Annotated in this window: 23 protein-coding genes; 7 read left to right on the forward strand and 16 right to left on the reverse strand. The window is 64.2% G+C overall.

The genetic code is table 11. The annotated features are described in order from the left end of the window. Positions 1 to 29 precede the first annotated feature (29 nt). Complete coding sequence (gene glyA / locus ACTNAU_RS10445; protein ID WP_161213524.1) at positions 30 to 1,286, reverse strand: serine hydroxymethyltransferase; 1,257 nt, start codon at positions 1,284 to 1,286, stop codon at positions 30 to 32. A 399-nt stretch (positions 1,287 to 1,685) separates the two neighbouring features. Continuing rightward, on the reverse strand, positions 1,686 to 2,111 hold the full coding sequence (locus ACTNAU_RS10450) for a DUF2752 domain-containing protein (protein WP_021658851.1): 426 nt from the start codon (positions 2,109 to 2,111) through the stop codon (positions 1,686 to 1,688). Positions 2,112 to 2,742: 631 nt separating this feature from the next. On the opposite strand from ACTNAU_RS10450, the gene nth reads away from it, so the two are divergent. After that, positions 2,743 to 3,426, forward strand: coding sequence for an endonuclease III (gene nth / locus ACTNAU_RS10455; RefSeq protein ID WP_021658848.1), 684 nt, complete (start codon positions 2,743 to 2,745; stop codon positions 3,424 to 3,426). Positions 3,427 to 3,460: 34 nt separating this feature from the next. Further along, positions 3,461 to 4,558 (forward strand): DUF362 domain-containing protein, encoded by a 1,098-nt coding sequence (locus ACTNAU_RS10460; RefSeq protein ID WP_044992182.1) that lies wholly within the window; start codon positions 3,461 to 3,463, stop codon positions 4,556 to 4,558. A gap of 990 nt (positions 4,559 to 5,548) precedes the next feature. Here ACTNAU_RS10460 and ACTNAU_RS10465 read toward each other — a convergent pair. The 14 genes from ACTNAU_RS10465 to vanR form a co-directional block, all read right to left on the reverse strand. After that, entirely contained in the window at positions 5,549 to 5,791 is a 243-nt protein-coding gene (locus ACTNAU_RS10465; RefSeq protein ID WP_021658843.1) for a hypothetical protein, read from the reverse strand. Beyond that, positions 5,788 to 6,285 (reverse strand): helix-turn-helix domain-containing protein, encoded by a 498-nt coding sequence (locus tag ACTNAU_RS10470; RefSeq protein ID WP_059005495.1) that lies wholly within the window; start codon positions 6,283 to 6,285, stop codon positions 5,788 to 5,790. The genes ACTNAU_RS10465 and ACTNAU_RS10470 overlap by 4 nt, the downstream gene beginning before the upstream one ends. 212 nt (positions 6,286 to 6,497) lie before the next feature. Continuing rightward, the gene (locus ACTNAU_RS10475) at positions 6,498 to 7,019 is read right to left on the reverse strand and encodes a GNAT family N-acetyltransferase (protein WP_021658821.1); all 522 of its coding nucleotides are present in this window, start codon (positions 7,017 to 7,019) and stop codon (positions 6,498 to 6,500) included. A gap of 133 nt (positions 7,020 to 7,152) precedes the next feature. After that, complete coding sequence (locus ACTNAU_RS10480) at positions 7,153 to 8,529, reverse strand: MATE family efflux transporter (RefSeq protein ID WP_441098385.1); 1,377 nt, start codon at positions 8,527 to 8,529, stop codon at positions 7,153 to 7,155. A 174-nt stretch (positions 8,530 to 8,703) separates the two neighbouring features. Beyond that, positions 8,704 to 9,093, reverse strand: coding sequence for a thioesterase family protein (locus tag ACTNAU_RS10485; protein ID WP_216402250.1), 390 nt, complete (start codon positions 9,091 to 9,093; stop codon positions 8,704 to 8,706). A gap of 27 nt (positions 9,094 to 9,120) precedes the next feature. Next, positions 9,121 to 11,556 (reverse strand): ATP-dependent Clp protease ATP-binding subunit, encoded by a 2,436-nt coding sequence (locus ACTNAU_RS10490; RefSeq protein ID WP_185916412.1) that lies wholly within the window; start codon positions 11,554 to 11,556, stop codon positions 9,121 to 9,123. A gap of 65 nt (positions 11,557 to 11,621) precedes the next feature. Further along, complete coding sequence (locus ACTNAU_RS10495) at positions 11,622 to 12,698, reverse strand: ATP--guanido phosphotransferase (protein WP_216402251.1); 1,077 nt, start codon at positions 12,696 to 12,698, stop codon at positions 11,622 to 11,624. Further along, the gene (locus ACTNAU_RS10500; protein WP_185916410.1) at positions 12,698 to 13,192 is read right to left on the reverse strand and encodes a UvrB/UvrC motif-containing protein; all 495 of its coding nucleotides are present in this window, start codon (positions 13,190 to 13,192) and stop codon (positions 12,698 to 12,700) included. The genes ACTNAU_RS10495 and ACTNAU_RS10500 overlap by 1 nt, the downstream gene beginning before the upstream one ends. 12 nt (positions 13,193 to 13,204) lie before the next feature. Then, the gene (locus tag ACTNAU_RS10505) at positions 13,205 to 13,651 is read right to left on the reverse strand and encodes a CtsR family transcriptional regulator (protein WP_021658814.1); all 447 of its coding nucleotides are present in this window, start codon (positions 13,649 to 13,651) and stop codon (positions 13,205 to 13,207) included. 219 nt (positions 13,652 to 13,870) lie between these two features. Further along, complete coding sequence (locus ACTNAU_RS10510; RefSeq protein WP_216402253.1) at positions 13,871 to 14,326, reverse strand: GNAT family N-acetyltransferase; 456 nt, start codon at positions 14,324 to 14,326, stop codon at positions 13,871 to 13,873. Between the two features lie 77 nt (positions 14,327 to 14,403). Then, complete coding sequence (locus ACTNAU_RS10515) at positions 14,404 to 14,892, reverse strand: hypothetical protein (RefSeq protein ID WP_441098386.1); 489 nt, start codon at positions 14,890 to 14,892, stop codon at positions 14,404 to 14,406. Between the two features lie 14 nt (positions 14,893 to 14,906). Continuing rightward, positions 14,907 to 15,665: a coenzyme F420-0:L-glutamate ligase gene (locus ACTNAU_RS10520; protein WP_441098387.1), complete on the reverse strand. Its 759-nt coding sequence runs from the start codon at positions 15,663 to 15,665 to the stop codon at positions 14,907 to 14,909. A gap of 857 nt (positions 15,666 to 16,522) precedes the next feature. Then, complete coding sequence (locus ACTNAU_RS10525) at positions 16,523 to 17,677, reverse strand: sensor histidine kinase (protein WP_441098388.1); 1,155 nt, start codon at positions 17,675 to 17,677, stop codon at positions 16,523 to 16,525. Further along, entirely contained in the window at positions 17,667 to 18,362 is a 696-nt protein-coding gene (gene vanR / locus ACTNAU_RS10530; protein ID WP_441098402.1) for a VanR-ABDEGLN family response regulator transcription factor, read from the reverse strand. The genes ACTNAU_RS10525 and vanR overlap by 11 nt, the downstream gene beginning before the upstream one ends. A gap of 459 nt (positions 18,363 to 18,821) precedes the next feature. On the opposite strand from vanR, the gene serS reads away from it, so the two are divergent. The 5 genes from serS (at position 18,822) to ACTNAU_RS10555 (ending at position 23,780) form a co-directional block, all read left to right on the forward strand. After that, positions 18,822 to 20,105, forward strand: coding sequence for a serine--tRNA ligase (gene serS / locus ACTNAU_RS10535; protein ID WP_441098389.1), 1,284 nt, complete (start codon positions 18,822 to 18,824; stop codon positions 20,103 to 20,105). A gap of 1,140 nt (positions 20,106 to 21,245) precedes the next feature. Beyond that, complete coding sequence (locus ACTNAU_RS10540) at positions 21,246 to 21,440, forward strand: hypothetical protein (RefSeq protein WP_441098390.1); 195 nt, start codon at positions 21,246 to 21,248, stop codon at positions 21,438 to 21,440. A 1-nt stretch (position 21,441) separates the two neighbouring features. Beyond that, positions 21,442 to 22,101 carry a hypothetical protein gene (locus tag ACTNAU_RS10545; protein WP_441098391.1) on the forward strand — a complete coding sequence of 220 codons (660 nt, stop codon included), beginning with the start codon at positions 21,442 to 21,444 and terminating at the stop codon, positions 22,099 to 22,101. 106 nt (positions 22,102 to 22,207) lie between these two features. Further along, complete coding sequence (locus ACTNAU_RS10550; protein WP_441098392.1) at positions 22,208 to 22,834, forward strand: hypothetical protein; 627 nt, start codon at positions 22,208 to 22,210, stop codon at positions 22,832 to 22,834. Between the two features lie 358 nt (positions 22,835 to 23,192). Beyond that, positions 23,193 to 23,780, forward strand: coding sequence for a hypothetical protein (locus ACTNAU_RS10555; RefSeq protein ID WP_441098393.1), 588 nt, complete (start codon positions 23,193 to 23,195; stop codon positions 23,778 to 23,780). Positions 23,781 to 23,812 lie beyond the last annotated feature (32 nt).

Raw genomic sequence — 23,812 nt, forward strand, 5'->3', positions numbered from 1 at the left:
TGCTATTGTAACACAGTCTCCCCTGTTTTTTAGAGGTAGAGGGGATATTTTTCGCACAGGGCCCCCACCCGCTGGCGGATGGCGTCGGCCTGGCCCGCAAAGTCGGCGGCGGCCAGGTAGATGAGCTCGGCGATCTCGGTCATGTCCGCTTCCTTGAGGCCGCGGGTGGTGACCGCCGGGCTGCCGGCGCGGATGCCGCTGGTGACAAAGGTGCTCTTGGGGTCAAAGGGGATGGCGTTTTTGTTGACGGTGATGTAGACCTCGTCCAGCCGGCGCTCAAACTCCTTGCCGGTGAGGTCGAAGTTCTGCAGGTCCACCAGCACCAGGTGGTTGTCAGTGCCGCCGGAGACCAGGCGGAATCCCCGCTCGGTGAGGCCGGCGGCCAGGGCGGCGGCGTTTTTCACCACCTGGCGCTGGTAGTCCTTGAAGGCGGGCTGCAGCGCCTCGCCAAAGCAGACGGCCTTGGCAGCGATGATGTGTTCCAGCGGGCCGCCCTGGGTGCCGGGGAAGATGGCCTTGTCGATTTTTTTGCCCAACTCGGGGTCGTTGGAGAGGATGAGGCCGCCCCGGGGACCCCGCAGGGTCTTGTGGGTGGTGGTGGTGACCACGTCGGCCCAGGGCAGGGGGGAGGGGTGCTCCCCGGCGGCCACCAGCCCGGCGATGTGGGCCATGTCCACCATCAGCAGGGCGCCGCACTCCTTGGCGATCCCCGCAAGGGTCTCAAAGTCGATGGTGCGGGGGTAGGCGCTGGCCCCGGCCACGATCAGTTTGGGCCGCCACTCCAGCGCCTGGGCGCGCAGGGCGTCGTAGTCGATCTGCTCGTCCTCGCGGGTGACCCCGTAGGAGGCAAACTGAAAGTATTTTCCCGACATGTTCACCGGGCTGCCGTGGGTCAGGTGCCCGCCGTCGGCCAGGGACATCCCCAGCACCTTGTCGCCGGGGGCGAGGAGGGCGAAGTAGACGGCCATGTTGGCCTGGGCGCCCGAGTGGGGCTGTACGTTGGCCCACTGGCAGTCAAAGAGCGCCTTGGCCCGGTCGATGGCCAGGGTCTCCACCATGTCGATGTACTCGCAGCCGCCGTAGTAGCGCTTGCCGGGGTAGCCCTCGGCGTACTTGTTGGTGAGGATGCTCCCCATGGCGGCCATCACCGCCGGCGAGACGATGTTCTCGGAGGCGATCAGCTCCAAATTGCGGCGCTGGCGGGCCAGCTCCAGCCCCATGGCCTTGGCCAGCTCGGGATCGGTCTTTCCCACAAAGCCGATGGTGTCCATCATATCTGCAAACATAGTTCTTCCCTCCTATTTTCCAAGCCGCAAACCGGGGCCGCGGCCGCATTATCAACCAGTATACCCCGATTTCCCCAAAAGCACAAGGCGGCGCACAGACCGCCGGGCCTCTCACCGGGCGCCGTTTGCCCAAAGTGGGGCGGATGCGGCCAGAACCGCCCCCGCCCCATCCGCCGTCCCCCCGCAGAGTGAGGGCGCACGGCCGCAAAGGGAAGGGGCGGGGCCGGCAAAACCGCACAGACAGGCAGAGGATGTCCCCTACGCCCGTGCCATCGCCACGGCGCACAGACCGGCGCGGCCACAGCCGCCTGATGGGGCCCCCTTCTGCCGTCCGGCTGCGCTTTCCACCCCCTTTCACCGGGGAAGCGAAAGGGCGGGACAACAGGTGCCGCGGGGGCCCTAGCGGCCGACGAGCATTTGAAAGAGGGGGGCGCTCTCGTTCCAGACCAGGGGGTAGGTGTGGGGAAAATAGAGGGCCATGCGCACCACGTAGATCAGCAGCACCCCCACCATCATCGCCCCGTAGGGCCAGACCTGGGTGTGCCAGGTCTTTTTGAGGAGAAGGGAGAGCAGGGCAAACCCCGCCGTCAGGGCCACCAGATAGATGGCCGGGTTGAGGGCGAAGGCACCGGCAAAGTCCAGCTGCAACAGGCAGATCCCGGCGCGGGTGAGGCCACAGCCGGGGCAGGGCACCCCGGTGATCGCATAGAAGGGGCACTGGTAGTGGCCGGTGAGGATCAGCACCACCTCCACCGCAAAGAGGGCGACGATGAGCCAGACCAGCCAGCGGTTTTTGGGGCGGAGGGCGGATGGGACACGGTTCACGGACAGACCTCCTCTCCTTCGTTTTTCCGGGCCGCCCAGCACAGAGCAGCGGGCGGCCGATTTTTTTATTTTACCATGAAACGGCCCCGCTGGCAAAGGGGCGCGGCGGGTTTCCAGCAGGGCAAAAATCGGCGAGGGACCCGGCTGCTTACCGGGCGGCAGGGCTTTTCTCTGCCAACTGTGGGTGGATAAAGTATCCTTTCAACTGTGCTCCGAACGGTTCTTCCATTTCAAAATTTCCCGATGCAACAGCGCTCCTGCCTGTCAGGTCTGTCCCACTTCCCCGGCGGCAGAGCCGCAAAAGGGGGGGCACGCCGCCCCCTGCCGCGGGCCGCATTTTTTTACCGCCGCCTGTGCAAACGCCCAACTCGTAGCGGGGAAATCGAACGCCCTTATAATGCCAAACCCGGCCAGCCTCGAAACGGGGGGTCGGCACAGCTTTGGGGAGCTGCGCTCGCGACCCTCTCCAACCGCCGGTTGGGGCGCACCCCATTTTACGACAGATAAAATCTGCAAATCCGCCCCCGCCGTCTTGCGCAACACCGGGCGGTATGGTACACTATTTTTGTCTAATTTGCGGGATAGAGGCCGTTTTCCGGCGGCTTTTTCCGCCCTGTGAGGAGGGTGTTTCATGACCAAAAAAGAGCGCGCCTTAGAGGCGGTGCGGCGGCTGAAGGAGATCTACCCCATGTCCGACTGCACCCTGGAATACGACCAGCCCTACCGGCTGCTCATCGCGGTGCGGCTGGCGGCCCAGTGCACCGACGCGCGGGTAAACCAGATCACGCCCATTTTATTCGAGCGCTTCCCCACCCTGGAGTCCCTGGCCGACGCCGACCCCAAGGACGTGGAGGCCATCGTCCGCCCCTGTGGGCTGGGCAAGACCAAGGCGCGGGACATCGTCAGCCTCTGCGGGATGCTCATCGACCAGTACGACTCCCAGGTGCCCGACAGCTTGGAGGAGCTGCTCAAGCTGCCCGGGGTGGGGCGCAAGACCGCCAACTTGATCGTGGGGGACGTGTTCGGCAAACCGGCCATCGTCACCGACACCCACTGCATCCGCCTGTCCTACCGCATCGGCCTGACGGAGCGCAAAGAGCCGGTGAAGGTGGAGATGGCCCTGCGCAAGATCATCCCCCCGGAGGAGTCCAACAACTTCTGCCACCGGCTGGTCAACTTCGGGCGGGACGTCTGCAACGCCCGCAGCCCCAAGTGCGAGGGCTGCCCCCTGGCAGACATCTGCAAAAAGACCGACGTAGAGAAAAAGCCCGCCAAGAAGCCTGCCGCCAAAAAGGCGGCCGCACCGGCGGTCTGAGGAACAAGTGGAGAGAGACGAGAGGAGAGAGAGCATGGCCCCTTCAAAAGTGTATTTCACCAACATGCGCACCACCCTGGAGGAAAACCTGCTGCAGAAGCTGGAGCGCCTCTGCCGGGAGGCGGGGATGGAGCGCATCGACTTTCACAACAAGTACGCCGCCATCAAGATCCACTTCGGCGAACCGGGAAATCTGGCGTTTTTGCGGCCCAACTACGCCAAGGTGGTGGCCGACCTGGTCAAAAAGCTGGGGGGACGCCCCTTCTTGACCGACTGCAACACCCTCTATGTGGGGCGGCGCAAAAACGCCCTGGACCACCTGGACGCCGCCTATGAAAACGGGTACAGCCCCTTTTCCACCGGCTGCCACGTGATCATCGCCGACGGTCTCAAAGGGACCGACGAGGCCCTGGTGCCCATCGACGGGGAGTATGTGCGCGAGGCCAAGATCGGTCAGGCGGTGATGGACGCCGACGTGGTCATCTCCCTGACCCACTTCAAGTGCCACGAGGCCACCGGCATCGGCGGGGCGCTCAAGAACATCGGCATGGGCTGCGGCTCCCGCGCCGGGAAGATGGAGATGCACTCCAGCGGCAAACCCTATGTGGAGGAGGAGCGCTGCATCAGCTGCGGCAGCTGCCGCAAGAACTGCGCCCACGGCGCCATCTCCTTTGTGGAGAAAAAGGCCCGCATCGACCACAGCCGCTGCGTGGGCTGCGGGCGCTGCATCGGCGTCTGCCCGGCGGACGCGGTGCAGCCCGCGTCGGACGAGGCCAACGAGATCCTCGACTGCAAGATCGCCGAGTACTCCCTGGCGGTGCTTCAGGGGCGGCCCCACTTCCACATCAGCCTGGTGATCGACGTCTCCCCCTTCTGCGATTGCCACGCTGAAAACGACGCGGCCATCATCCCCGACGTGGGGATGTTCGCCTCCTTCGACCCGGTGGCGCTGGACATGGCCTGCACCGACATGGCCAACCGCCAGCCCGCCCTCCCCGGCAGCCACCTGGACGGCAGGGAGGACGGCGACCACTTCTGCGCCGCCCACCCCACCACCGACTGGAAGGGCACCCTGCTGCACGCCGAGAAGATCGGCCTGGGCAGCACCGAATACGAACTGGTTGAAATCTAGGCCCGCCCGGCGGGCTTTCAGCGCGAAAAACCGTCCACCAAAGAAAGCGGGGCCGGAAGGGATCCTCCTTCCGGCCCCGCCTTTTTGCGCCCTCTTTTCACCCCAAATATTTTCGCCCTTTGCTCCATCCCCTGTGCGGGTGCGCCCGGCAGGCCGCCTTTTGGCCCCAGCAACAGGGCCATCGCCGAGGGCGATCCCCGCAAGGCGTTCCCCTTGCCTCCCCCTCTTGTCCGCCCCAAAATAGACGTTGATTGGTTCGGGCCGGGCTTCAAGGGCACAGCCCCCTTCTGCTCGAAGTGGGGGCCAATCGGTCGGGGGCAACCGGCTTCCTCCCCCCTCGTTTGGGCCAGCGGCGCGCCGCCGCAAAGGGGGGCATCCAGGCGGGCCGCATCTGCCCCTGCCCCTGCCCCTGCCGGTACAACGCAAGGTGGGTGCACTCTAGGGAGGGGGAACATCCCGCCGGACGTGGAGTGAACAATCACAGCAAGCACTTGCGACAATATCGTCAAAAAAACATCCCCTCGCGGGGCGACGCTTAAAAGCGCGGCCGCATGGGGAATGGCGGGTCGCACAGCCGCGTATTGCAGCCTCCAAAAATCCCCCCACAACCCGTCGGGGCGTTGGCGGGGCTTTCCCCTGCCTGTCCCGCAGAACTTCTCCTTCCCGGCCGAAGGCCCCGCTGGCAGGGGCGGTGGGGCCTTTTTGATCCGCCGTCAACCCCGTCACCTGGGGTTATCCCTTCTTCCAGCCATATATGGCAATGTAGAAGGGCAAAAGAGGGCAGGGCCGAAAAGGGATTCCCTTTTCTCCCCTACAGGTGGGCGCGGTCGGAAAAAGCCCTGTCAAAATTGACCCTCACCAGCCGCCCCCCTCTCCTATCCCCTTTCATCGCTTTTGGAGTGTAGGGCAAAGGGGCGCGCTTTTCCCCTCCCGCCCCGGCAGAAAAAGGGGGCCGGCGGTCCTTTGACCATCGGCCCCACAAGGGCTTTTTCACAGTTTGATTTCCACCACGCCGCCGTCTTTGGTGCGCACCTCCACCAAGGTGAAGCCCGGATGGGCTTTGCGGTAGCGGCGGATGGCCTGAAAGAGGGTCAGGATCTGCGCGGCCGTCAGCTCGATGCCCCGGTCTTTTGCCGCGCGGGCGAAAACCCTGGCCGAGAGCCCGCTGAAGGCCAAGCGGTTGGGGATGGGGAGGCGAAGGCGAACGCCCCCCTCCCGGATGCGAATATTCATTCCACCACGATCTCCACGTGTTCGCCCTTGGCGGTGTCGACCTCTACCAGGCGGCCGATGACCCCCTGCTCCACCAAATCAAAGATCTTGTCGAAGTCCAGGTCCTTGAGGGCGGGGTTCTCCCCCACCTGGGGGATCTGCAGTCCGATTTGCAGGCCGATGCGCACCAGCGAGAGGGGCAGCTTGATCCGCACCCGATCCCCCTCGTCGCTGTCGACGATGATCTTGATGAGCATCTCGTCCGCGTTCTTCCGCTCCTCCGGCGGCAGCAGCCGCACCTCTTCCCCCCGGGGGCCCCGTAGCAGTTCGTCCACGGTGATGCCGAAGAAGTCGGCGAGTTGGGGGAGGATGAGGATGTCGGGACAGGAGGCGCCGTTCTCCCACTTGGAGACCGCCTGGGGCGAAACCCCAAACTCCTCCGCCAGCTGTTCCTGGGTGAGCCCCTTGGCCCGCCGGTTTTCCGCGATCTGTCTGCCGATCTGATTCTCTTCCATTTTTCATTTCTCCCTTTCGGTGATGTAGGCGGCTCCCTTTGGGGCCTGGTACCAGTATGCCGGAAATGGCCCCCCGTCGGAAGGGACTTGCCGTTGAGCGAAGGGAGAGCGCTGGTTGCATTTTGCCCGCTTTTCCCCGGTTTTTCACAACCGTGAGTTGGATTTTGCCGGTTTTCCCTCAACCGGCGTCCATCTCTCTACTGCTGGTTGTATCACACCTCCAGCAGCTTGTCAAAGCAGAGGCGCTCGGCCCCCGCCTCGGCGCCGTCTTGCAGGTAGATGATCCCGCAGTAGGCAAAGCCATTTTTTTCGAGCATCCGCTGCATCGAGGCGTTTTGCCGGTGGGTGTCGATGCGGATCTGCCCCACCCCCTGCGCCCTGCAGAGGTCGGCCGCCGCCGACACCAGCCGGCCGGCCAGCCCCTGGCCCTTGCAATCCTCCCGCACCGCGACCCGGTGCATCACCGCGTAGGGGCCCTCGCCCCGCCAACTCCCCTGGGAGATGGTGTCGTAGGTGGGCTCCCCCGCAAAGGAGATGGCGGTGGTGCCCAGCACCCGCTCCCCGTCGGCCAGCACATAGGACCAGCCCCGGGCGATGTCCGCCTCGATGGCGGGGCGGTCGGGGTAGCCGTTTTGCCACTGGTCGATCCCCCGCGCCTTTAAGGAGGCCTGCGCCTGGCGGACGATCTCCATCACCCCGTCCAGGTCGGCGGCCTCTGTCTTGCGAAATGTCATCTCTTGCACTCCTCCCTCTTCTCTTTCTCTGTTTGTCCTTTTATTATACGGGATGTGCCCCCCTCCCGCAACACGCAAAAAAGCGCCCCGGACGGGGTCCCGTCCAGGGCGCTTTTTGTCAGTGGAAAACGGGTCACTGCCCCTGTACTATCGGCTCTGCCGACTCCTCGGGGAGGGCCGCCAACCGGCTGCGCAGGTTGTAGATGAGCAGGCCGATGCACAGCAGGAAGGTCAGCAGTTCGGAAGAGGGAGTGGTCAGCCAGACCCCGTCGACCCCCAGCAGGCTCGAGAGGGTCCAGAGGCCCAGCAGCATGAAGACAACCCCCTTGCAGATGGAGAGGAGGTTGGCGCTGCGGGAGCACTCGAGCCCCTGAAAGACGGCGATGGTGGTCAGGTTGCAGGCCATGGTCAGAAAGGCGAAGCTGTACAGCCGCAGCCCGTGGGTGCCGACGGCGATGAGGGCGTCCTCCCCCGCCTTGGCAAAGACCCCGATCACCTGGCTGGGGAAGAGCTGGAAGAGGGCGAAGAGGAACAGCCCAAAGCCCACCGCCACCGCATAGGCGGTGACGAGGGAGCGCTTGACCCGCTCCCCCTTGCCGGCGCCGTAGTTGACCCCCACCAGGGGCTGGGCCGAGAGGCCAATGGAGTTGCACATGGAGAAGACCACGAAGGAGAGGTTGGAGACCACCGAGTAGGCAGAGACCGCCAGGTCGCCCCCCAGCCGCAGCATGGCGTTGTTGAAGCAGAAGATGGTGAAGGCCGAGGCCAGTTCGGACACGCAGGAGCCAAAGCCGTTTTTGGCCACCCGCCCCAGCCAGGAGAACATGGCTTTGGAGGGGCGGAAGGCGATGGTGTGGGGGTGCCCCTTGCGGAAGTGGAGCAGGTTGACAGCAATGCCCACCGCCGGGGCCAGTCCGGTGGCCAGAGAGGCGCCGAAGACCCCCATTCCCATGGGGAAGATGAAGACGTAGTCGAAGATGATGTTGAAGCTGTTGGAGGCGATGGTCGCCCCCATCACCAGGTTGGGGGCCCCGTCCACCCGCACAAAAAAGCCGATGATCTGGTTGAGGATGTAGAGCACCTGGGTGGCGGTGAGGGGGAGCAGGTAGTCCTTGACCATGGGCAACAGCTCCTCGCTGGCGCCGGAAAAGCGGGCGATGGGGTCCAAAAAGAGCAGGACCACGGCGGTGATGAGCACCCCGGCGATCGCCCCCAAGCTCACGCAGAGGGAGAAGAGCTCGGTCCCCGCCCGCTCGTTTCGCCGCCCGGTCTCGATGCCCAGGATGGTGCAGCCGCCGATGCCCAGCAGCAGGGAGATGACCCCGCCCACAATGACAAAGGGCAGCGCCAAACTCAGCACCGCCAGCCCGTCGGCCCCCACCCCTTTGCCCACATAGAACATGTCGACAAAGGCAAAGGCCGAGACGGAAAAGTTGCTCAGCAGCGTCGGCACAAAGTAGCGGGCGAAGTGCCCCTTCACACTTCCCCTGGTCAAATCGTACTGTTTCAAACAAATCCTCCTCTGTCAAAACCGGCGGCGGATGGCGCCGGAAAAATTAGTCCAAAGTTATACTATATACCCCCAAAAAGGGGCACGGCGATGGCTCGCCGCACCCAATTCGGTTGGTTCTTGGCGCCGGTGAAGGCCCTGACAAGGCCCCTGCGGCTATTTTTGAGACGTCCCTTAAAGGGGCTTTTTCTCCCGCATTCGCTGGAGGAAGCGCTGGGCCCCCACCACGGCGCGGGTGTGCTCCCCCTCGCCGATCTTGCCGAAGTCGTCCTCGGCGGTGACGGCGAAGCGGGCGGTGCGCCCGTCAAAGGACAGCAGGGTGGCCGTGGCCCGGACGGTGGCCCCCAGCGGGCTGGGGGAGAGGTGGGTCGAGCCGATCTGGGCCCCCACCGAGGTCTCGCCCTCTTTTAACAGGGGGGCCAGGCAGGCGGTGGCCGCCTTCTCCATCAAGGCCAGCATGGCGGGGGTGGCGTACACCTCCAACTCGCCGCTGCCCACGGCTTTGGCGGTCTTTTCAGGCGTCACCTCTTCGGTGGCGGTGTAGCTGCGATTTTCCTGCTCCATTGGGCTCCCCCTCAATCGTCCGATATTTTACGAATCGTGTTTAGTATAGAAGAACTGGTCGCCATAGTCAAGGGTAATGGCGTCATTTTTTTGCAGTTTTCCAGCCAACAGCTCCTCCGAGAGCATATCCTCCACGTGGGAGACGATGGCCCGGCGCAGGGGGCGGGCCCCGTAGACCGGGTCAAAGCCCACCGAGGCCAGCTGTTTGACCGCCGCCTCGGTCCAGTCCATCTGCACCCCTACGTTTTTCAGCCGCCCGGCCAGCTCGCCCAGCATGTTGCCGGCGATCTGCTCGATGTTTTCCTGGGTGAGCTTGGAGAAGACGATGATGTCGTCCACCCGGTTCAAAAACTCGGGGCGGAAGGTCTCTTTGAGCTGCTCCATCACCCGGGCCTTGACGTCCTGTTCCAGGCTGTCGGCCACCCCGGAAAAGCCCAGGCTCTGGCGCTTTTCGGTGATGAGCCGGGCCCCCACGTTGGAGGTCATGATGATCACGCAGTTGCGGAAGTTGACCTTGCGGCCCTGGCTGTCGGTGAGGGTGCCCTCGTCCATGATCTGCAGCAACATGTTGAAGACGTCGGGGTGGGCCTTTTCGATCTCGTCAAAGAGGACCACGCTGTAGGGGTTGCGGCGCACCTTCTCGGTGAGCTGGCCGCCCTCGTCGTAGCCCACATACCCCGGAGGCGAGCCGATGAGCTTGGAGACGGTGTGCTTCTCCATGTACTCGGACATGTCCAGCCGGATCATGGCGGTGTCGTCGCCAAAGAGGGCCTCGGCCAGGGCCTTGGTAAGCTCGGTCTTGCCCACGCCGGTGGGCCCCAAAAAGATGAAGGAGCCGATGGGGCGGCGGGGGTCTTTGAGCCCGGCCCGCCCCCGGCGGATGGCCTTGGCGATGGCGGTGACCGCCTCGTCCTGGCCGATGACCCGCCGCTTGAGGATGTTTTCCATGTCCAGCAGGCGCTCGCTCTCCTGCTTGGTGAGCTGGCTCACCGGCACCTTGGTCCAGAGGGAGACCACCTGGGCGATCTCCTCGGGGCCCACCTCGTCGGACTTGTGGGTGTTGCCCTCCTCCCACTTTTTCTTCTGGGCGTCCAACTTCTCCTTGAGGGCCTTTTCCTGGTCGCGCAGGGCGGCGGCCCGCTCGAAGTCCTGGGCGTTGACCGCCGACTCCTTCTCGGCGGCCAGCTGGCCCAACTGCTCTTCCAGCTCCCGCACGTCCTGGGGGGCGGTGTAGTTTTTCAGCCGCACCCGGGAACAGGCCTCGTCGATCAGGTCGATGGCCTTGTCGGGCAGGTAGCGGTCGCTGATGTAGCGGGTGGAGAGCTCCACCGCCGCCTCGATGGCCTCGTCGGTGATCTTGACCTTGTGGTGGGCCTCGTACTTGTCCCGCAACCCCTTGAGGATCTCCACCGAGTCCTCCTTCGAGGGCTCTTCCACCGTCACCGGCTGGAACCGGCGCTCCAGGGCGGCGTCCTTTTCAATGTACTTGCGGTACTCGTCCAGGGTGGTGGCGCCGATGACCTGAATCTCCCCCCGGGAGAGGGCGGGCTTTAGGATGTTTGCGGCGTCCACCGCCCCCTCGGCCGCGCCGGCGCCCATGATGGTGTGCAGCTCGTCGATGAAGAGGATGACGTTTTTGGAGGCGGTGAGCTCGGCGATGGCGTTTTTCAGCCGCTCCTCAAAGTCGCCCCGGTACTTGGTGCCCGCCAGCATCCCGGTCAGATCCAGGGTGATGACCCGCTTGCCCTTGAGGATCTCGGGCACCTCGCCGGCGGCGATCTTCTGGGCCAGCCCCTCGGCCAGGGCGGTCTTGCCCACCCCCGGCTCGCCGATGAGACAGGGGTTGTTCTTGGTGCGCCGGGAGAGGATCTGGGTCACCCGCTCGATCTCCCGATCCCGGCCGATGACCGGGTCCAGCAGCCCGTCGCGGGCGGCCTTGGTCAGGTCCTTGCCGTATTTGTCCAGGGTGGCGGTGCTCCCCTTGCCCCCCTTGGGGGCGCCGGGTTCCACCGCCTCGCCGCCGTCGGCCGAGACCGACTCGGCGCACTCGCCGTACAGGCGGTCGATGTCCACCCCGCACTGTTCCAGCAGCCGCACCGCCACCGAGTCCCGCTCGCTCAGCAGGGCCAGCAGCAGGTGTTCGGTGCCCACGTAGTTGTGGCCCATCTTGCGGGCCTGGAGGATGGACAGCTCCAAGATCCGCTTCACCCGGGGGGTGAAGTCATTTGGGGTGACGCTGGAGTGGATGCCCCGCCCCACCATCTCCACGATTTTTTGCTCCAAGTCGGTGTAGGTAATCTCGCTCTCGGAGAGCACCTGCCCCGCCACCCCGGAGCCCTCTTTGATGAGCCCGGCCAGGATGTGTTCGCTGCCGATATAGGTGTGGCCCAGGTTCTGGGCCGTCTCGATGGCCATGTTCAAGGCCGTGTTGGCCTTTTCGGTGAATCCGCGAAATGAGTACATCATTTCATCCCTCCTCTATCCCCGCCCTGTGGGCGGGCGCTCTCGGCGGCCTCTGCCGCCCTCTGTCACTGGTTTTCCCGGCCCTCTGCCGGGGGCCGGTCTTCTCGGGCCCGCCGCTCCCGGCCCAGGATGTCCCGCACGATCTGGGCGCGGATGCGGTCGCGCTCCCGGGCCGACTGGGCCTCGGGGTGGGCCGCGGCGATGGAATTGGCCCCGGTCTCCCCCAGCAGGCGGGCGGCGGTGAAGAAGTCCAGCTTTTCCACCACCTGCCCGGCGATCCCCAGCCGCAGCTGGGAGACGCAGTCGATGACCTCCCGGTGGGAGAGGAGCCGGGCGTTTTCCAGCACCCCCAGGGCGCGATAGACCCGGTCCTCAAAGGCCAGGGGGTCCTCGGCGCAGAACTGGGCGCGCTGGCGGCGCTCCTCGGCGGCCAACTGCCGCACCACCGCGGCCAGATTGTCCCGCACCTGCTTTTCCGAGAGGCCCAGGCTCAACTGGTTGGAGATCTGGTAGAAGCTGCCCTCGGCCGAGGTGCCCTCGCCGTAGGTGCCCCGAATAGTTATGCCCAATTTGTAGGCGCTGTTAATCAGGCTGCGCAGGTATCCCGAGCGCTCCAGCGCCGGCAGGTGGACCATCACCGAGGCCCGCATCCCGGTGCCCAGGTTGGTGGGGCAGTGGGTCAGGTAGCCCCACCGCTCGTCAAAGGCAAAGTGCAGCCCCTCGTCCAGCAGGTCGTCGAGCCGGTCGGCCAGCTGCCAGCACTCTTCGCAGCAGAGGCCGGCCCCCATGATCTGGATGCGCAGGTGGTCCTCCTCGCAGAGCATCACCGAGACCGTCTCGTCGTCCGAGAGGAGGAGGCCGCCCCCGGCCTTGGCCATCTCCAAACTGATGAGATGGCGCTCGACCAGGGCCATGCGGTGGCTCTGGTCAAGGGCGCCCACGTCCACATAGCGCAGCTGCAGCCCCTCGCCAAAGGCGGCGTTTTCCACCGCCGCCTGCACCCGCTGGATGAAGGCGGCCCGCTGTCGGGCGCTCATCAAATCGGGGAAGGGCAGATCGCCCACGTTGCGGGCCAGGCGGATGCGGCTGGAAATCACCACGTCCCCCTCGGGGCCCGACTGAAAGTACCACTTCTCGCCCATCACTGCTCCCCCTCCCCTCTCGCGCACTCGGGCTGTTCCAGGGCGCGGATCTGGTCGCGCAGCACGGCCGCCCGCTCAAAGTTCTGGCTCTCGACGGCCGCCTGCATCTCCTCCTTGAGGGCGGCCAGCTCGGCCGACCGATCCTGCCGCGGGGCCAGGTGGGCCGAGTGGGGGATCTTTCCCTGGTGGGTCAGGTTGCCGTGGATTTTGCCCACCATCCGCGCCACGTCCTCGCCGAAGAAGTCGTAGCACTGGGCGCAGCCCAACTTCCCCTTCTCGGCGATCTGCTCAAAGGTGCTGCCGCAGCCCGGGCAGCGCCGCTGCACCTGGGGGGTGTGCCCCTCCCCGAAGAGGGCCCCGGCGAGGATGCCGCCGCCCAAAAGTCCCATGTTGGCCATGCAGCTGGGGCAGAGGTGCAAAATGGTCTCCTGCCCGCCCGCCACCTGGCGGTAGCTGATCTGGGCCTGGTTTTTCTTGCAGATGTCACAGAGCATATCGCTTCCTCCTCACGCGTTGAGCAGCATATTTTTAAACAGGGCCGCCCGCACCCGGTCGCGACAGTCGGGGGGGCAGGGGCGCAGGGTCTTGTCGGACACCGCCGAGAGCATCAGCCGGGCGGTGTCCTCGCTCAAGATCTCCCGCTGGGCCAGATTTTTTAAGAGGATGCGGGCAGTGTTCTCGTCCAGCGCCTCGCCGATGGAGTTGACCACGTGCATGATGAAGTTCTGCGGCCCCACGGTGATGCGGGTGATGCGGATGTACCCCCCGCCCCCCCGGCGGCTCTCGATGGTGTAGCCCTGCTCCGGCGTAAAGCGGGAGGTGAGGACGTAGTTGATTTGGCTGGGCACACAGCCGATCTCCCCGGCAAACTCGTTGCGCTGGATCTCGGCAATGCCGTCCTGCTCCTCCATCAGCTGGAGGATGCGCTGGGTAATCAAGTCGCTGATTTTCATCGTTCCCCTTCCCCTTTCTGGGCCTCGTCTCTATCTCTATGCAATAGGAGCTGACTTTATCTGACCTTATAGAATCAGTATACCCATAAGTCAGGAAAAGTCAAAGTATTAAATATTGGAAATAGCTCTCCCGCGCGTCCATTTTTGAAATCGTTCGCCGTTTTTCGCCTTCTGGCAAAAAAAGCGGGCGCTTCACCAGCGCCCGCTCTCTCTTCTCTCTCACAGCTCTTTGAGCATGCTCACATGGGGCCAGCCGTCCTCGGTAAAGGCCTTGCCCTGGGAGGTGTAGCCCGCCGCCTCGTAAAAGCCCGCCGCCTGCACCTGGGCGTGCAGCAGCAGCGAGCGGGCCCCCAGTTCGCGGGCCTTGCCCTCGGTCTCCTCCATCAGCAAGAGGCCCAGCTTTTGGCCCCGGCAGTTCTTCTTAACGCAGACCCGGCCGACGATGTACTGCCCCGGCTCCTCTCCGGGAAAGAGGCGGCAGACGGCCACCGCCTCGCCGCCCCGGCGGACGATCAGGTGGTATGCAGTGTCGTCCACCTCGTCCACCTCGATCTCGGCGGGAAAGTCCTGTTCGTAGGTAAAGACCTCCATCCGCAGGGCAAATCCGTCCTCTGCCCCCTCTTTGCCCCGGTGCCACTCGCACCGCAGGGCCTCGCTCTGCAGCTGTCTCGCCATCTCAAGCGCCCTCCCCTTTTTCACGATTCCCCGCCATTATAGCACAAAGGGAAGGTGGGGAAAAGGCGCGGGCAGTCTCACCCGACCGGGCGGCCCGGCCGCTCCCTCACGGCGACCAACTGGGCGACAGAGGCGAAGTTCTGGAGGTCCTCTTCATCCAGCCCCCGGGCGGCGCAGAGCTCATCCCAGAGCAGGGTGCTCCCCTCCACCGTGAAAAAGCCGGGGACCGAGTCGCCGCCCTCCCCGCACAGGGTCTTTCCCGCCCCGCTGTTTTCCAGGTAAAAGGTCCGCGCGGCAGGGCGGGCGCCCGCCGGCAGCTTTTCGCAGTAGCAGGCATTTTCCAAAACGCTGCCGGCCACGCAGTCGGCGGCCCACCCGTCGAACATTTCAGTCAGCTCGTACCTGCCCTGCAGATAGCCAAGCAGCGCCCGCCCCGAGACCCGGTCCGGCCGCAGCCGGTCGCGGTCCCCCTCCCAAAGGGCCCGCCACTGCGCGGTCCTCTCTTTTGTCGGCTCCTCTGTGACCGCGGCGCACCACCCCCCTCTGTTTTTTCCACCATAACACACCGGACCCTGCCCTGCTACCCCCGGCGGAGGATCCCCATGGGGGTCTGCTCGCTGCACTGGCCCAGGGGGTTGTCCCGCAATAGGTTGCACAGGTGCGCCCGGTCCATCCGCCGGTCGGAGACCCCGAGGATCTCGCCCCCCAGGTCGTTGAGGTCCACCACCGCCACCGCACAGCCCAGGGCCTGGGCCAGCTCTTCGGCCACCCCGTCGGGGCGGAGGGGGCCCAGCACCACATAGCGGTTGTAGGGGGGCAGGGTGTTGGGGCAGGGCCCGTCGATGCTGGCCGCCCGATACCCCGCCACCCGGTAAAACCAGCCCCGCTCCCCCAGCAGTTTCCCCACCGCCGAGACCGCCGCCGCCAGCAGGATGTGGAGGGTGCCGCACTCCCGCAGGGCGCACTCCATGGTCTCGGGCATGGCCAGGCCGATGCCGTAGGGGGTGCGGCGGACAAACCGGCTCAAAAAGCGGGCCAGAGGGCGGGGGTGGATCTCCTCCAGGGGGATGGCCCGCCGCTGGGTGCAGGCCACCGCCTTCTCGGTGACAAAGAGGATGTCCCCCTTCTCGAGCAGCGGCCCGGCGTACCGGCCCGCCACCTGGACGATGTCGTCCCCCGCGGTGATGACTGGGGTGCGGATGCACAGCCGCCGGTAGCGCATCCCCTGCCAGGTGATCTCCTCCTCCTTGTCGGGGTTGATGACGGTCCCCGCCACCGAGGCGGGGCGCTGTACCCCCTTTTCCCCGTCTCTCGACTGCTCTTTTTCTCTCTCGTCCATCTCTCGGCTGCTCCTCTCCGGCCCAGGCGGGCCCGTTTCTCTTTGACAAGACCCATTCTAGCGCGGGCGGCGGAGCGGTGTTTTGAGGGGAGGTGGAGAAAACGTGGGGAATTGATGGAGGCTTTCTCAAGACTTGACGGAAGGGGCTACAAAAACGGTCCAGAGATAGGCGGTCACAGCGGCAGGGGGAGGTGGAGGGGGCAGGGGGGCCGAGCGTTCCAGCGCAGAGAAACCGGCAAGAAGGAGGCCGATGTCCACAGTATGGGGAAATCGGCGGAAGGGAAGCCAGTGGCCATGGTACAGGGAAACCGGCAAGGGAGCAACCGGGAGGGGTGGTGCAAGAAACCTTGTAGGGCGGGCGGAAACGGCGGTACAAAAAAGCAGCAGGGGGGTTGCCCAATGCGATCGCACGGGAAAAATGGCGAGAGCATACCCCGCGCCGCAGCGCAGGGAAAGCAATGAGAGGATGTCTGGGAGACGGGAGGGCACAGGGGAATTGGCGGAAGGGCGACTGGGAGCTGCCGCGCAGGGAAACTGGCAAGAAGGGGGGCGGGGAATGCGGCATGGGGAAACCAATGGGAGGGCGCTCGAGAGCGGCGGCGCCGGAAAGCTGACGGAGCGGCGCCGGGAGGGGCCGTGCAGAAAAATCGGCAAGCGGGGGGTGAGAGCGACAGCGCGGGAAAACCGCGGGAGGAGAACCGGGAGAGGCGGCACGGGAAGGGCAACAGGAGCGCTGCTGAGGGGGGATGGCGCGGGAAACCCCGTGAGCAGACGGCGCGGAAGCGAGACCGGCCAAAAAAGCCGGGCGGCAAAGAGAGCGGGCGGCTGCCCCGTTCGGCAACCGCCCGCTCCTCTCTCTATCTCGCCGGTCCTGATGGCCCTCCACCGGCTCCCACCGGCAGGTCGACGGTGAAGGCGATGCGCCCGCCCCCGCTCTCGGCCCGGATATCCCCCCCGTGGCGCTGCACGATGTCCCGGGCGATGGCCAGCCCCAGCCCTGCGCCGCCGGTGGCCGTCTGCCGGGAGGCGTCGAGCCGGTAAAACTTCTCAAAGATCGCCTCCAGCTTTTCCTGGGGAATGTCGCCGGCATTCTCAAAGCAGACAGAGACCCTCTCCCCTGTCCGATTGCCGAAGATGTGGATATCGCTCCCCGGCGCGCCGTAGGCGACGGCGTTTTTGAGGAGGTTTTGAAAGACCCGGGCCATCTTGTCCGGGTCGACCCAGGCGCAGAGCGAGGGGGGGAGGTGCAGCCTCGCCTGCCGTCCCCCGGCGGCCAGCTGGGGGTAGGCCTCGTCGGCCACCTGTACCAGCATGCAGCAGAGGTCCACCGGCTGGCGGGAAAGGGCCTCCTGTTGCAGCAGATCCCGGGTGATCTCGAAAAACTCCCCCACCAGCCCCTCCAGGCGGCCGGCCTTTTCCAGGGCGATGCGGATGTACTTCTCCCGCTGCTGGGGGGGCATATCCGGCGCCTCGTCCAGCAAGCTCAAATAGCCGATGACCGAGGTGAGGGGGGTCTTGATGTCGTGGGCCAGGTAGAGCACCAGGTCGTTTTTGCGGCGCTCGGCCTCCCGCTCGGCGGCGGCGCTGCGCTCCAACTCGTCCTTGACCGCCCCCAGCTTCTCGGCCATAAAGTCCAATTCGGGCGGGAGGACCAGGTTTTCCCCCTTCCCGCCGGCCAGCCAGTCCACCCCCGCGATGATCTCGTCAAAGTAGCCGGTGAACCAGCTCAACAGCGCCCAGAAGAAGAGGAGGAAGAAGGCGACGATGGCCACCCCCAAAAAGATGTCCAGGTACTGGCGCACATGGTTGAAGTAGAGCCGGGCGGCGGTCTCCCAGCTGACCCCCAGGTAGGTGCTGATGAGCCCGGCGATCCAGTTGCCGATCTTCCCCCGCCCGGCCGAGCGCAGCACCACCACCGTCACCACCGCCAGCAGGGCAATGCCCAGCACCCGCCCGAACACCTTGCGCATCATCTGCCGATAGGGCTTTTGCCGCCAGCCGTTACCCCTCAATTTTATACCCCACTCCCCACACCGTCTTGATGTATTTCGGCCGCTCCACCGAGTCGCCCATCTTCTCGCGCAGGTGGCGGATGTGGGTGGCGATGGTGTTGTTGTTCTTGGTGAAATAGGCCTCGCCCCAAATCTGGGCGAAGAGCTGCTCTGAACTGACCACCCGCCCCCGCTCCTCGCAGAGGATCTGCAGGATGGCAAACTCGGTGGGGGTGAGCACCAGGGGCTTCCCGTCGAGGGTGCACTCGTGGGTGCCGGGGTCGACGGTCAGCCCGCCCCGCACCAGCAGCCCGTCGGGGCGGGCGGCGGCGGGGTTGTAGCGGGTGTAGCGCCGCAGCTGCGCCTTGACGCGGGCCACCAGTTCCAGCGGGCGAAAGGGCTTGGTGACGTAGTCGTCGGCCCCCAGGGCAAAGCCGGTGATCTTGTCGGTCTCCTCCCCCTTGGCCGTCAGCAGGAGGATGGGAAAGGTGTGCTCCTCCCTGATTTGGCGGCAGAGGGCAAAGCCGTCCCCGTCGGGGAGCATCACGTCCAGCACCGCCAGGTCGATCTTCTCCTCGGCGATGCAGGCCAGGGCGTCTTTGGCCCGGTAAAAGGTCCGCACTGCAAAGCCCTCGTTTTTCAAGTACACCTCGATGAGGTCGGCGATTTCCCGCTCGTCGTCCACCACCAACACCGTCTCGCCCATCTGCGCATCCCCCTCTTCTCCCGTTTTTCCCATTGTACCAGAAAAGGGGGCGGATATTTATTGAGAATTTCTGTGTTTTTGCAAAATGCGGCCGCCCCTCAAACGGGCGGACTTTTTTGCATTTTGGTTGCGCGGCGGGGGAAAATGGGGTATACTGAAGGCAAGAAAATCACATTTCACAGCGACGACGGGAACTGCGGTCCGCGAATCCGCCCAGAGAGCCGGTGGTTGGTGCAAACCGGCGGGAGGGACGGGCCTTTCCACCCCCGAGCTGTCGGCGACGAGCCGAAGGCCGGTGCCCTTTACCGCACTGTCGAGAGGCCGCCCCCCTGTGGGGGCGAGCAATTTGGGTGGCAACGCGGAAGGAACGCCTTTCGTCCCAACAGCGCCGAGAGGGCGGCTGGGGACGAGGGGCTTTTTTGTTGCCCCACAGCTTTGAGAGAAGAGGAGAGAGAAGCGATGCTGGACATCAATCTGCTGCGGCAGGACCCCGAGCGGGTCAAGGAGAACATCAAGAAAAAATTTCAGGAGGAAAAGCTGGTCCTGGTAGACGAGGTGGTAAAGCTGGACCGGGAGTTCCGCGAGGCCAAGTCCCGGGGGGACCTGCTGCGCAGCCAGCGCAACTCCATCAGCAAGGAGATCGGCGCCCTGATGGGCAAGGGGCTCAAGGAAGAGGCCGAGAAGACCAAGGCCAAGGTGGCCGCCATCGCCGGGGAGCTGAGCGAGCTCAAGGCCAAAGAGGAGGAGCTGACCCAGCAGATCCGCGAGCGGATGCTGGTCATCCCCAACCTGATCGACGACTCGGTCCCCATCGGCAAAGACGACAGCGAGAACGTGGAGATCGAGCGCTTCGGCGAGCCGGTGGTGCCCGACTTTGAGGTGCCCTATCACGTGGACATCATGGAGGGGCTCGACGGCATCGACCTGGACAGCGCCCGGCGCACCAGCGGCAACGGCTTTTACTACCTCAAGGGGGACATCGCCCGGCTGCACTCGGCCATCCTCTCCTACGCCCGGGACTTTATGATCGACCGGGGCTTCACCTACTATGTGCCCCCCTTCATGATCCGCAGCAACGTGGTCACCGGGGTGATGAGCTTTGCCGAGATGGAGAACATGATGTACAAGATCGAGGGGGAGGACCTCTACCTCATCGGCACCAGCGAGCACTCGATGATCGGCAAGTTCATCGACACCATCCTCCCCGAGGCCGAGCTGCCCCAGGCCCTCACCAGCTACTCCCCCTGTTTCCGCAAAGAGGTGGGCGCCCACGGCATTGAGGAGCGGGGGGTCTACCGCATCCACCAGTTTGAAAAACAGGAGATGGTGGTGGTCTGCAAGCCCGAGGACAGCATGATGTGGTACGACAAGCTGTGGCAGAACACCGTCGACTTCTTCCGCAGCCTGGACATCCCGGTGCGCACCCTGGAGTGCTGCTCGGGCGACCTGGCCGACCTGAAGGTCAAGAGCCTGGACGTGGAGGCCTGGTCCCCCCGCCAGAAAAAGTATTTCGAGGTGGGCAGCTGCTCCAACCTGGGCGACGCCCAGGCCCGGCGGCTGGGCGTCCGCGTCAAGGGGGCCGACGGGAAAAACTACTTCCCCCACACCCTCAACAACACGGTGGTGGCCCCGCCGCGGATGCTCATCGCCTACCTGGAGAACAACCTCCAGGCAGACGGCACCGTGGCCATCCCCCAGCCGCTGCGGATGTATATGGGCGGCAAGGACAAGCTGGGAAAATAGAGCGATCTGCCCGAGAGAGGGGCGCCGGTCTGGCGCCCCTCTCTTTTTTGCGGCCATTTTCCCGTTTTCCCTCCGCTCTCCACCCTCAGCCCTCCGCCCGCTCCCCCTCGCCGGCAAAGGGCGTCACCCGACGGTGGCGCGTCTGCCCGGGCCTCTCCCCTTCCGCCGGGGCGGCCGCCTGCCGCCCGGGCGGGCAAAACAGCGGGCCCGGTGGCAGGGCGGGCAGAGAGGCTCGGCCGCACAGTTGCCGATAATCTCCCTGTCCGCCCCGAAAACAAGCGGAGACACCGCCGCCTTGTTGGGACATCCCCGCCGCCCCCCCGAAAATCGCTGTACTGCGCCCGACGTCGGCCCTCACGGTGGGAGGGATCGGCCCACGCAAAAAGCCTCTTTTCCAGCGACGACAGCCGCTTCCGCAGCTCCACCGAAAAGCCCCTTCTCCCATATTTTTCGTGGGATCGCACAGGTCCGCTTGGCCCGCCGCAAGGCGACCCCCTCTCCCCCCTGTGCTCTTGCATAATTTTAGTCTCCACTTTTCTACACTGTCATAGAATGTTTCACAAACTCTTCACCGTTTTGTTTTTTATGCTATAATGGTAAAAAGGTTTTGTCGAAATCAGTCGATGTGGGCAGCTCATCCATTCGGGAGGAGGGGCAGTGCGAAGAAGAGGTTCGGCGGGACGCCGGCGCTGCTCCTCGCCTTGACGCTGTCCCTCACCGGCTGTGGGGGCAACCACAAAGAGGCAATTAAAGGGCGACGGCTGCTTTGCCACCCTGCAGGCAAGGCGATTGGGAGGGGCTGGACAAGCTGTGCACCGATGACTTCGCCGACGGGTGCAAAATCCGCTTTTCCTGCGCTGTCATGAAGACATGAAGGCGGGATCTGGCGCCACCTCGCCGGGCAGCGGGTTTGGGGCGCGGGGCAGGCATTCGCCGGGCACCCGGCCGCACACGCCAGCCGCCAGTACAGCCTGGTGAGCGCCAGAGGGAAAAAGGGCCTGGTCACCATCGCCTTTACGGGGAAGAAAGTCGACCTGCTCAATCACTCCTTCCCCGTGTATGGCGAGGCCTTGGGCACCCGGTACGTCAACGGGCCCCTCCGCGAGCTGCTGATGGCCCTGCAGATTTGGGAAAGAGGCGGTGAAGGGAACCGTCTCCGAGGGGGCCTACGACCTTCTCTTTGGGAAGATGCGCGCCTCGGTGGCCAGGCACTTTGAGATGGAGATGCCCTCAAAACAGGCTGATGGAAGGCGGCTGGTCGGCCGCGCTCGGCCCAACGAGATGGAGGCGCAGAGCGGCCCGCCGAAAAAGGCCGTTTGCAAAAGGGGGAAGTAATATGAAAAAATGGGGAAGCATTTTGTTGGCCGCCCTGCTCTGCCTCGCCCTTTCGGGGTGCGGGAAGAGGGACCAGCAGGCCATTGAGACCACCGTCAACAACTTTTTTGCCGCCGTGCAGGAGGGCGAGTGGGAGAGGGCGAAGGAGGAGAACTGCACCTCGCGCTACGACTCCGGCACCTTCCGCATCGAGGACAAGGTCGCCTACTACTACGACCTGATCCACGTCCTCCTCCGCGAGAACCTGGGCGACACCTTCCGCCAGGAGGGAGAGCGGTTTCTCCATCACGCCCTGAGCAAATTTGTCCCCAGCTACGCCATCGAGAGCATTGAAATCGAGAGGGGCTCCCCCACCAAAGAGCGAACGGCCAGGGTGACGGTGCGCGGCAAGTCCATTGATTTTCACCAGTTGCCCCTGCAGTTGGAGCCGGAGGCCATCATCACCCAGTACACCAACACCCACCTGTACGAATTGGCCGCCATCCTGCGCTCCCAGGGGGAGGACGCCATAGGCCGGCGGCTCTACGACGCTGTCGCCCCCCTGATTTACGACGACCTCTGCAAACAGGTCGACGAGATCGAGCCCGTCGACTTCGCCTGCGTTTTGACCCTCAAGGGAAACGACGGCGAGTGGCGCATCGATCGCATTCAGGAACTGTAAAAAAGCCGCCTGCCGGCAAAAAAAGGGGGGATGCCCCATCCCCGGCAGAGCGCTTTGAAAGGGCGGTCGACCCGCCTGGGCCATCGCCCGCGAAAGGAGAAGAAAGATGAAAAAGTTGATCGGCACCGCCCTGGTCTTTGTGCTCTGCCTGGCCCTCACCGGCTGCGGCAACAAGGACGAAAAGGCCATTCAAGAGGTGGTCAACGGCTATTTCGCCGCCTTTCAGGCGGGGGATTTGAGCGGGGCCAAGGCCTTTTGCGACGACGATCTCTCGGATCACACCACCATGATCCTCTCCGGCGAGGTGATGGAGGGATTTGCCACCGACCAATTCGGCGACGTCTTTCGAAGCGAGGCCGAGCAGTTTGGCAAGGACACCATCGCCAAATTCGTCAAGGAGTACAAGCTGGACAGCCTCTCCATCGAAAAGGGGAATGCGGTCGCCACCCTCACCGTCAAGATGCTCGACTTGGGCCAGCTCCCCATGGACAACACCGGGCTGGTGCGGGAGCTGGGCAACCAGTACACCGAGGACCACATGTACGAGCTGATTGCCGTGATGCAGAGCCAGGGAGAGGCGGCCATGAAGAAAAAGCTCTACGACGGCATGGCCCCCCTGATTTTTCAAAAGATGGGCGAGAGTGTGGACAAGATCAAGGCAGTGGACTACACCTTTGAGGTGAAACTCGAAAAACAGGGCGACCGCTGGGTCATCACCCAGCTCTCCCGGTAGGTCCGGCTTCTCCCCCTGCACAGAAGAGGGCCGCTTTGCGCGGCCCTCTTTTTTTGCCCCGGCGGCCGGGCGGGCGCTGCCCTTCCCCTTCCATGCTGTCATCTGTTCGCTTTTTCTTTTGATCTTCTGTTTTTTGGCTAAAATAGTCCACAAATTTTTGTATCTGTGGTATAATGTCCATCAAGTGACCATTATACCTGGGATGGCCAGGCAGGGAATAAACAGCGTTTACTCCCTGCCTGGTCATCCCGCTGCGCGCTCGGCGCCTGTGGTATAATGGCAGCAATATTTCTTCGGAAAGAGGGATCATATAAAAAAACTGGCAACTCTCGCACTGGTCCTGGCGCTCTGCGTCTCCATGACCGGCTGTGGGAAAAACAACAAAGAGGCCATCAAAAACGCCGTGGACAGCTACTTCACCGCCATGCAGGCGGGGGATGTGCAGGCGTTGAGCGCGGCCTGTGAAGAGGGCTATTCCGACGAGATGGGGCTGGTCGACTTTGAGAAAACCCTCGACGAGTCCTTCGGCGGCGACGAGATGGGCGAGGTCTTCCAGACCGAGGCCAAAGACTTCTTCAAAAACGTGGTCGGCAAGGTGATCAAAGAGTACACCCTGGTGAGCGCCGAGGAGAAAGACGGCGAGGCCTATGCCGTCGTCAACATCAAACAGCTCGACTTTGACAGCATCGACTTCTCCACCGCCTCCGAGGAGTTCGCCCTTCTGGGCCAGACCTACGCGCTGGAGCACATGGACGAACTGCTGGAAGTCATGCAGAACGAGGGAGAGGCCGCCATGCAGCAGAAGCTGACCGACGCCCTGGCCCCCCAGCTGTTTGACAAGATGGAAGAGATCGTCGCCGCTGCCCCCTACGTGGACACCACCCTGAAGGTGACCGTCGTCGATCACGGCGACAAGTGGCTGATCTCGGGCGTTTACGAGCAGTAGATCGCACCGAACAATCAAAACAGGCGGGCGCC

Origin of the sequence: Bittarella sp. HCP28S3_D9 (assembly GCF_052065655.1) — a bacterium.
GTDB lineage: Bacteria > Bacillota > Clostridia > Oscillospirales > Ruminococcaceae > Bittarella > Bittarella massiliensis.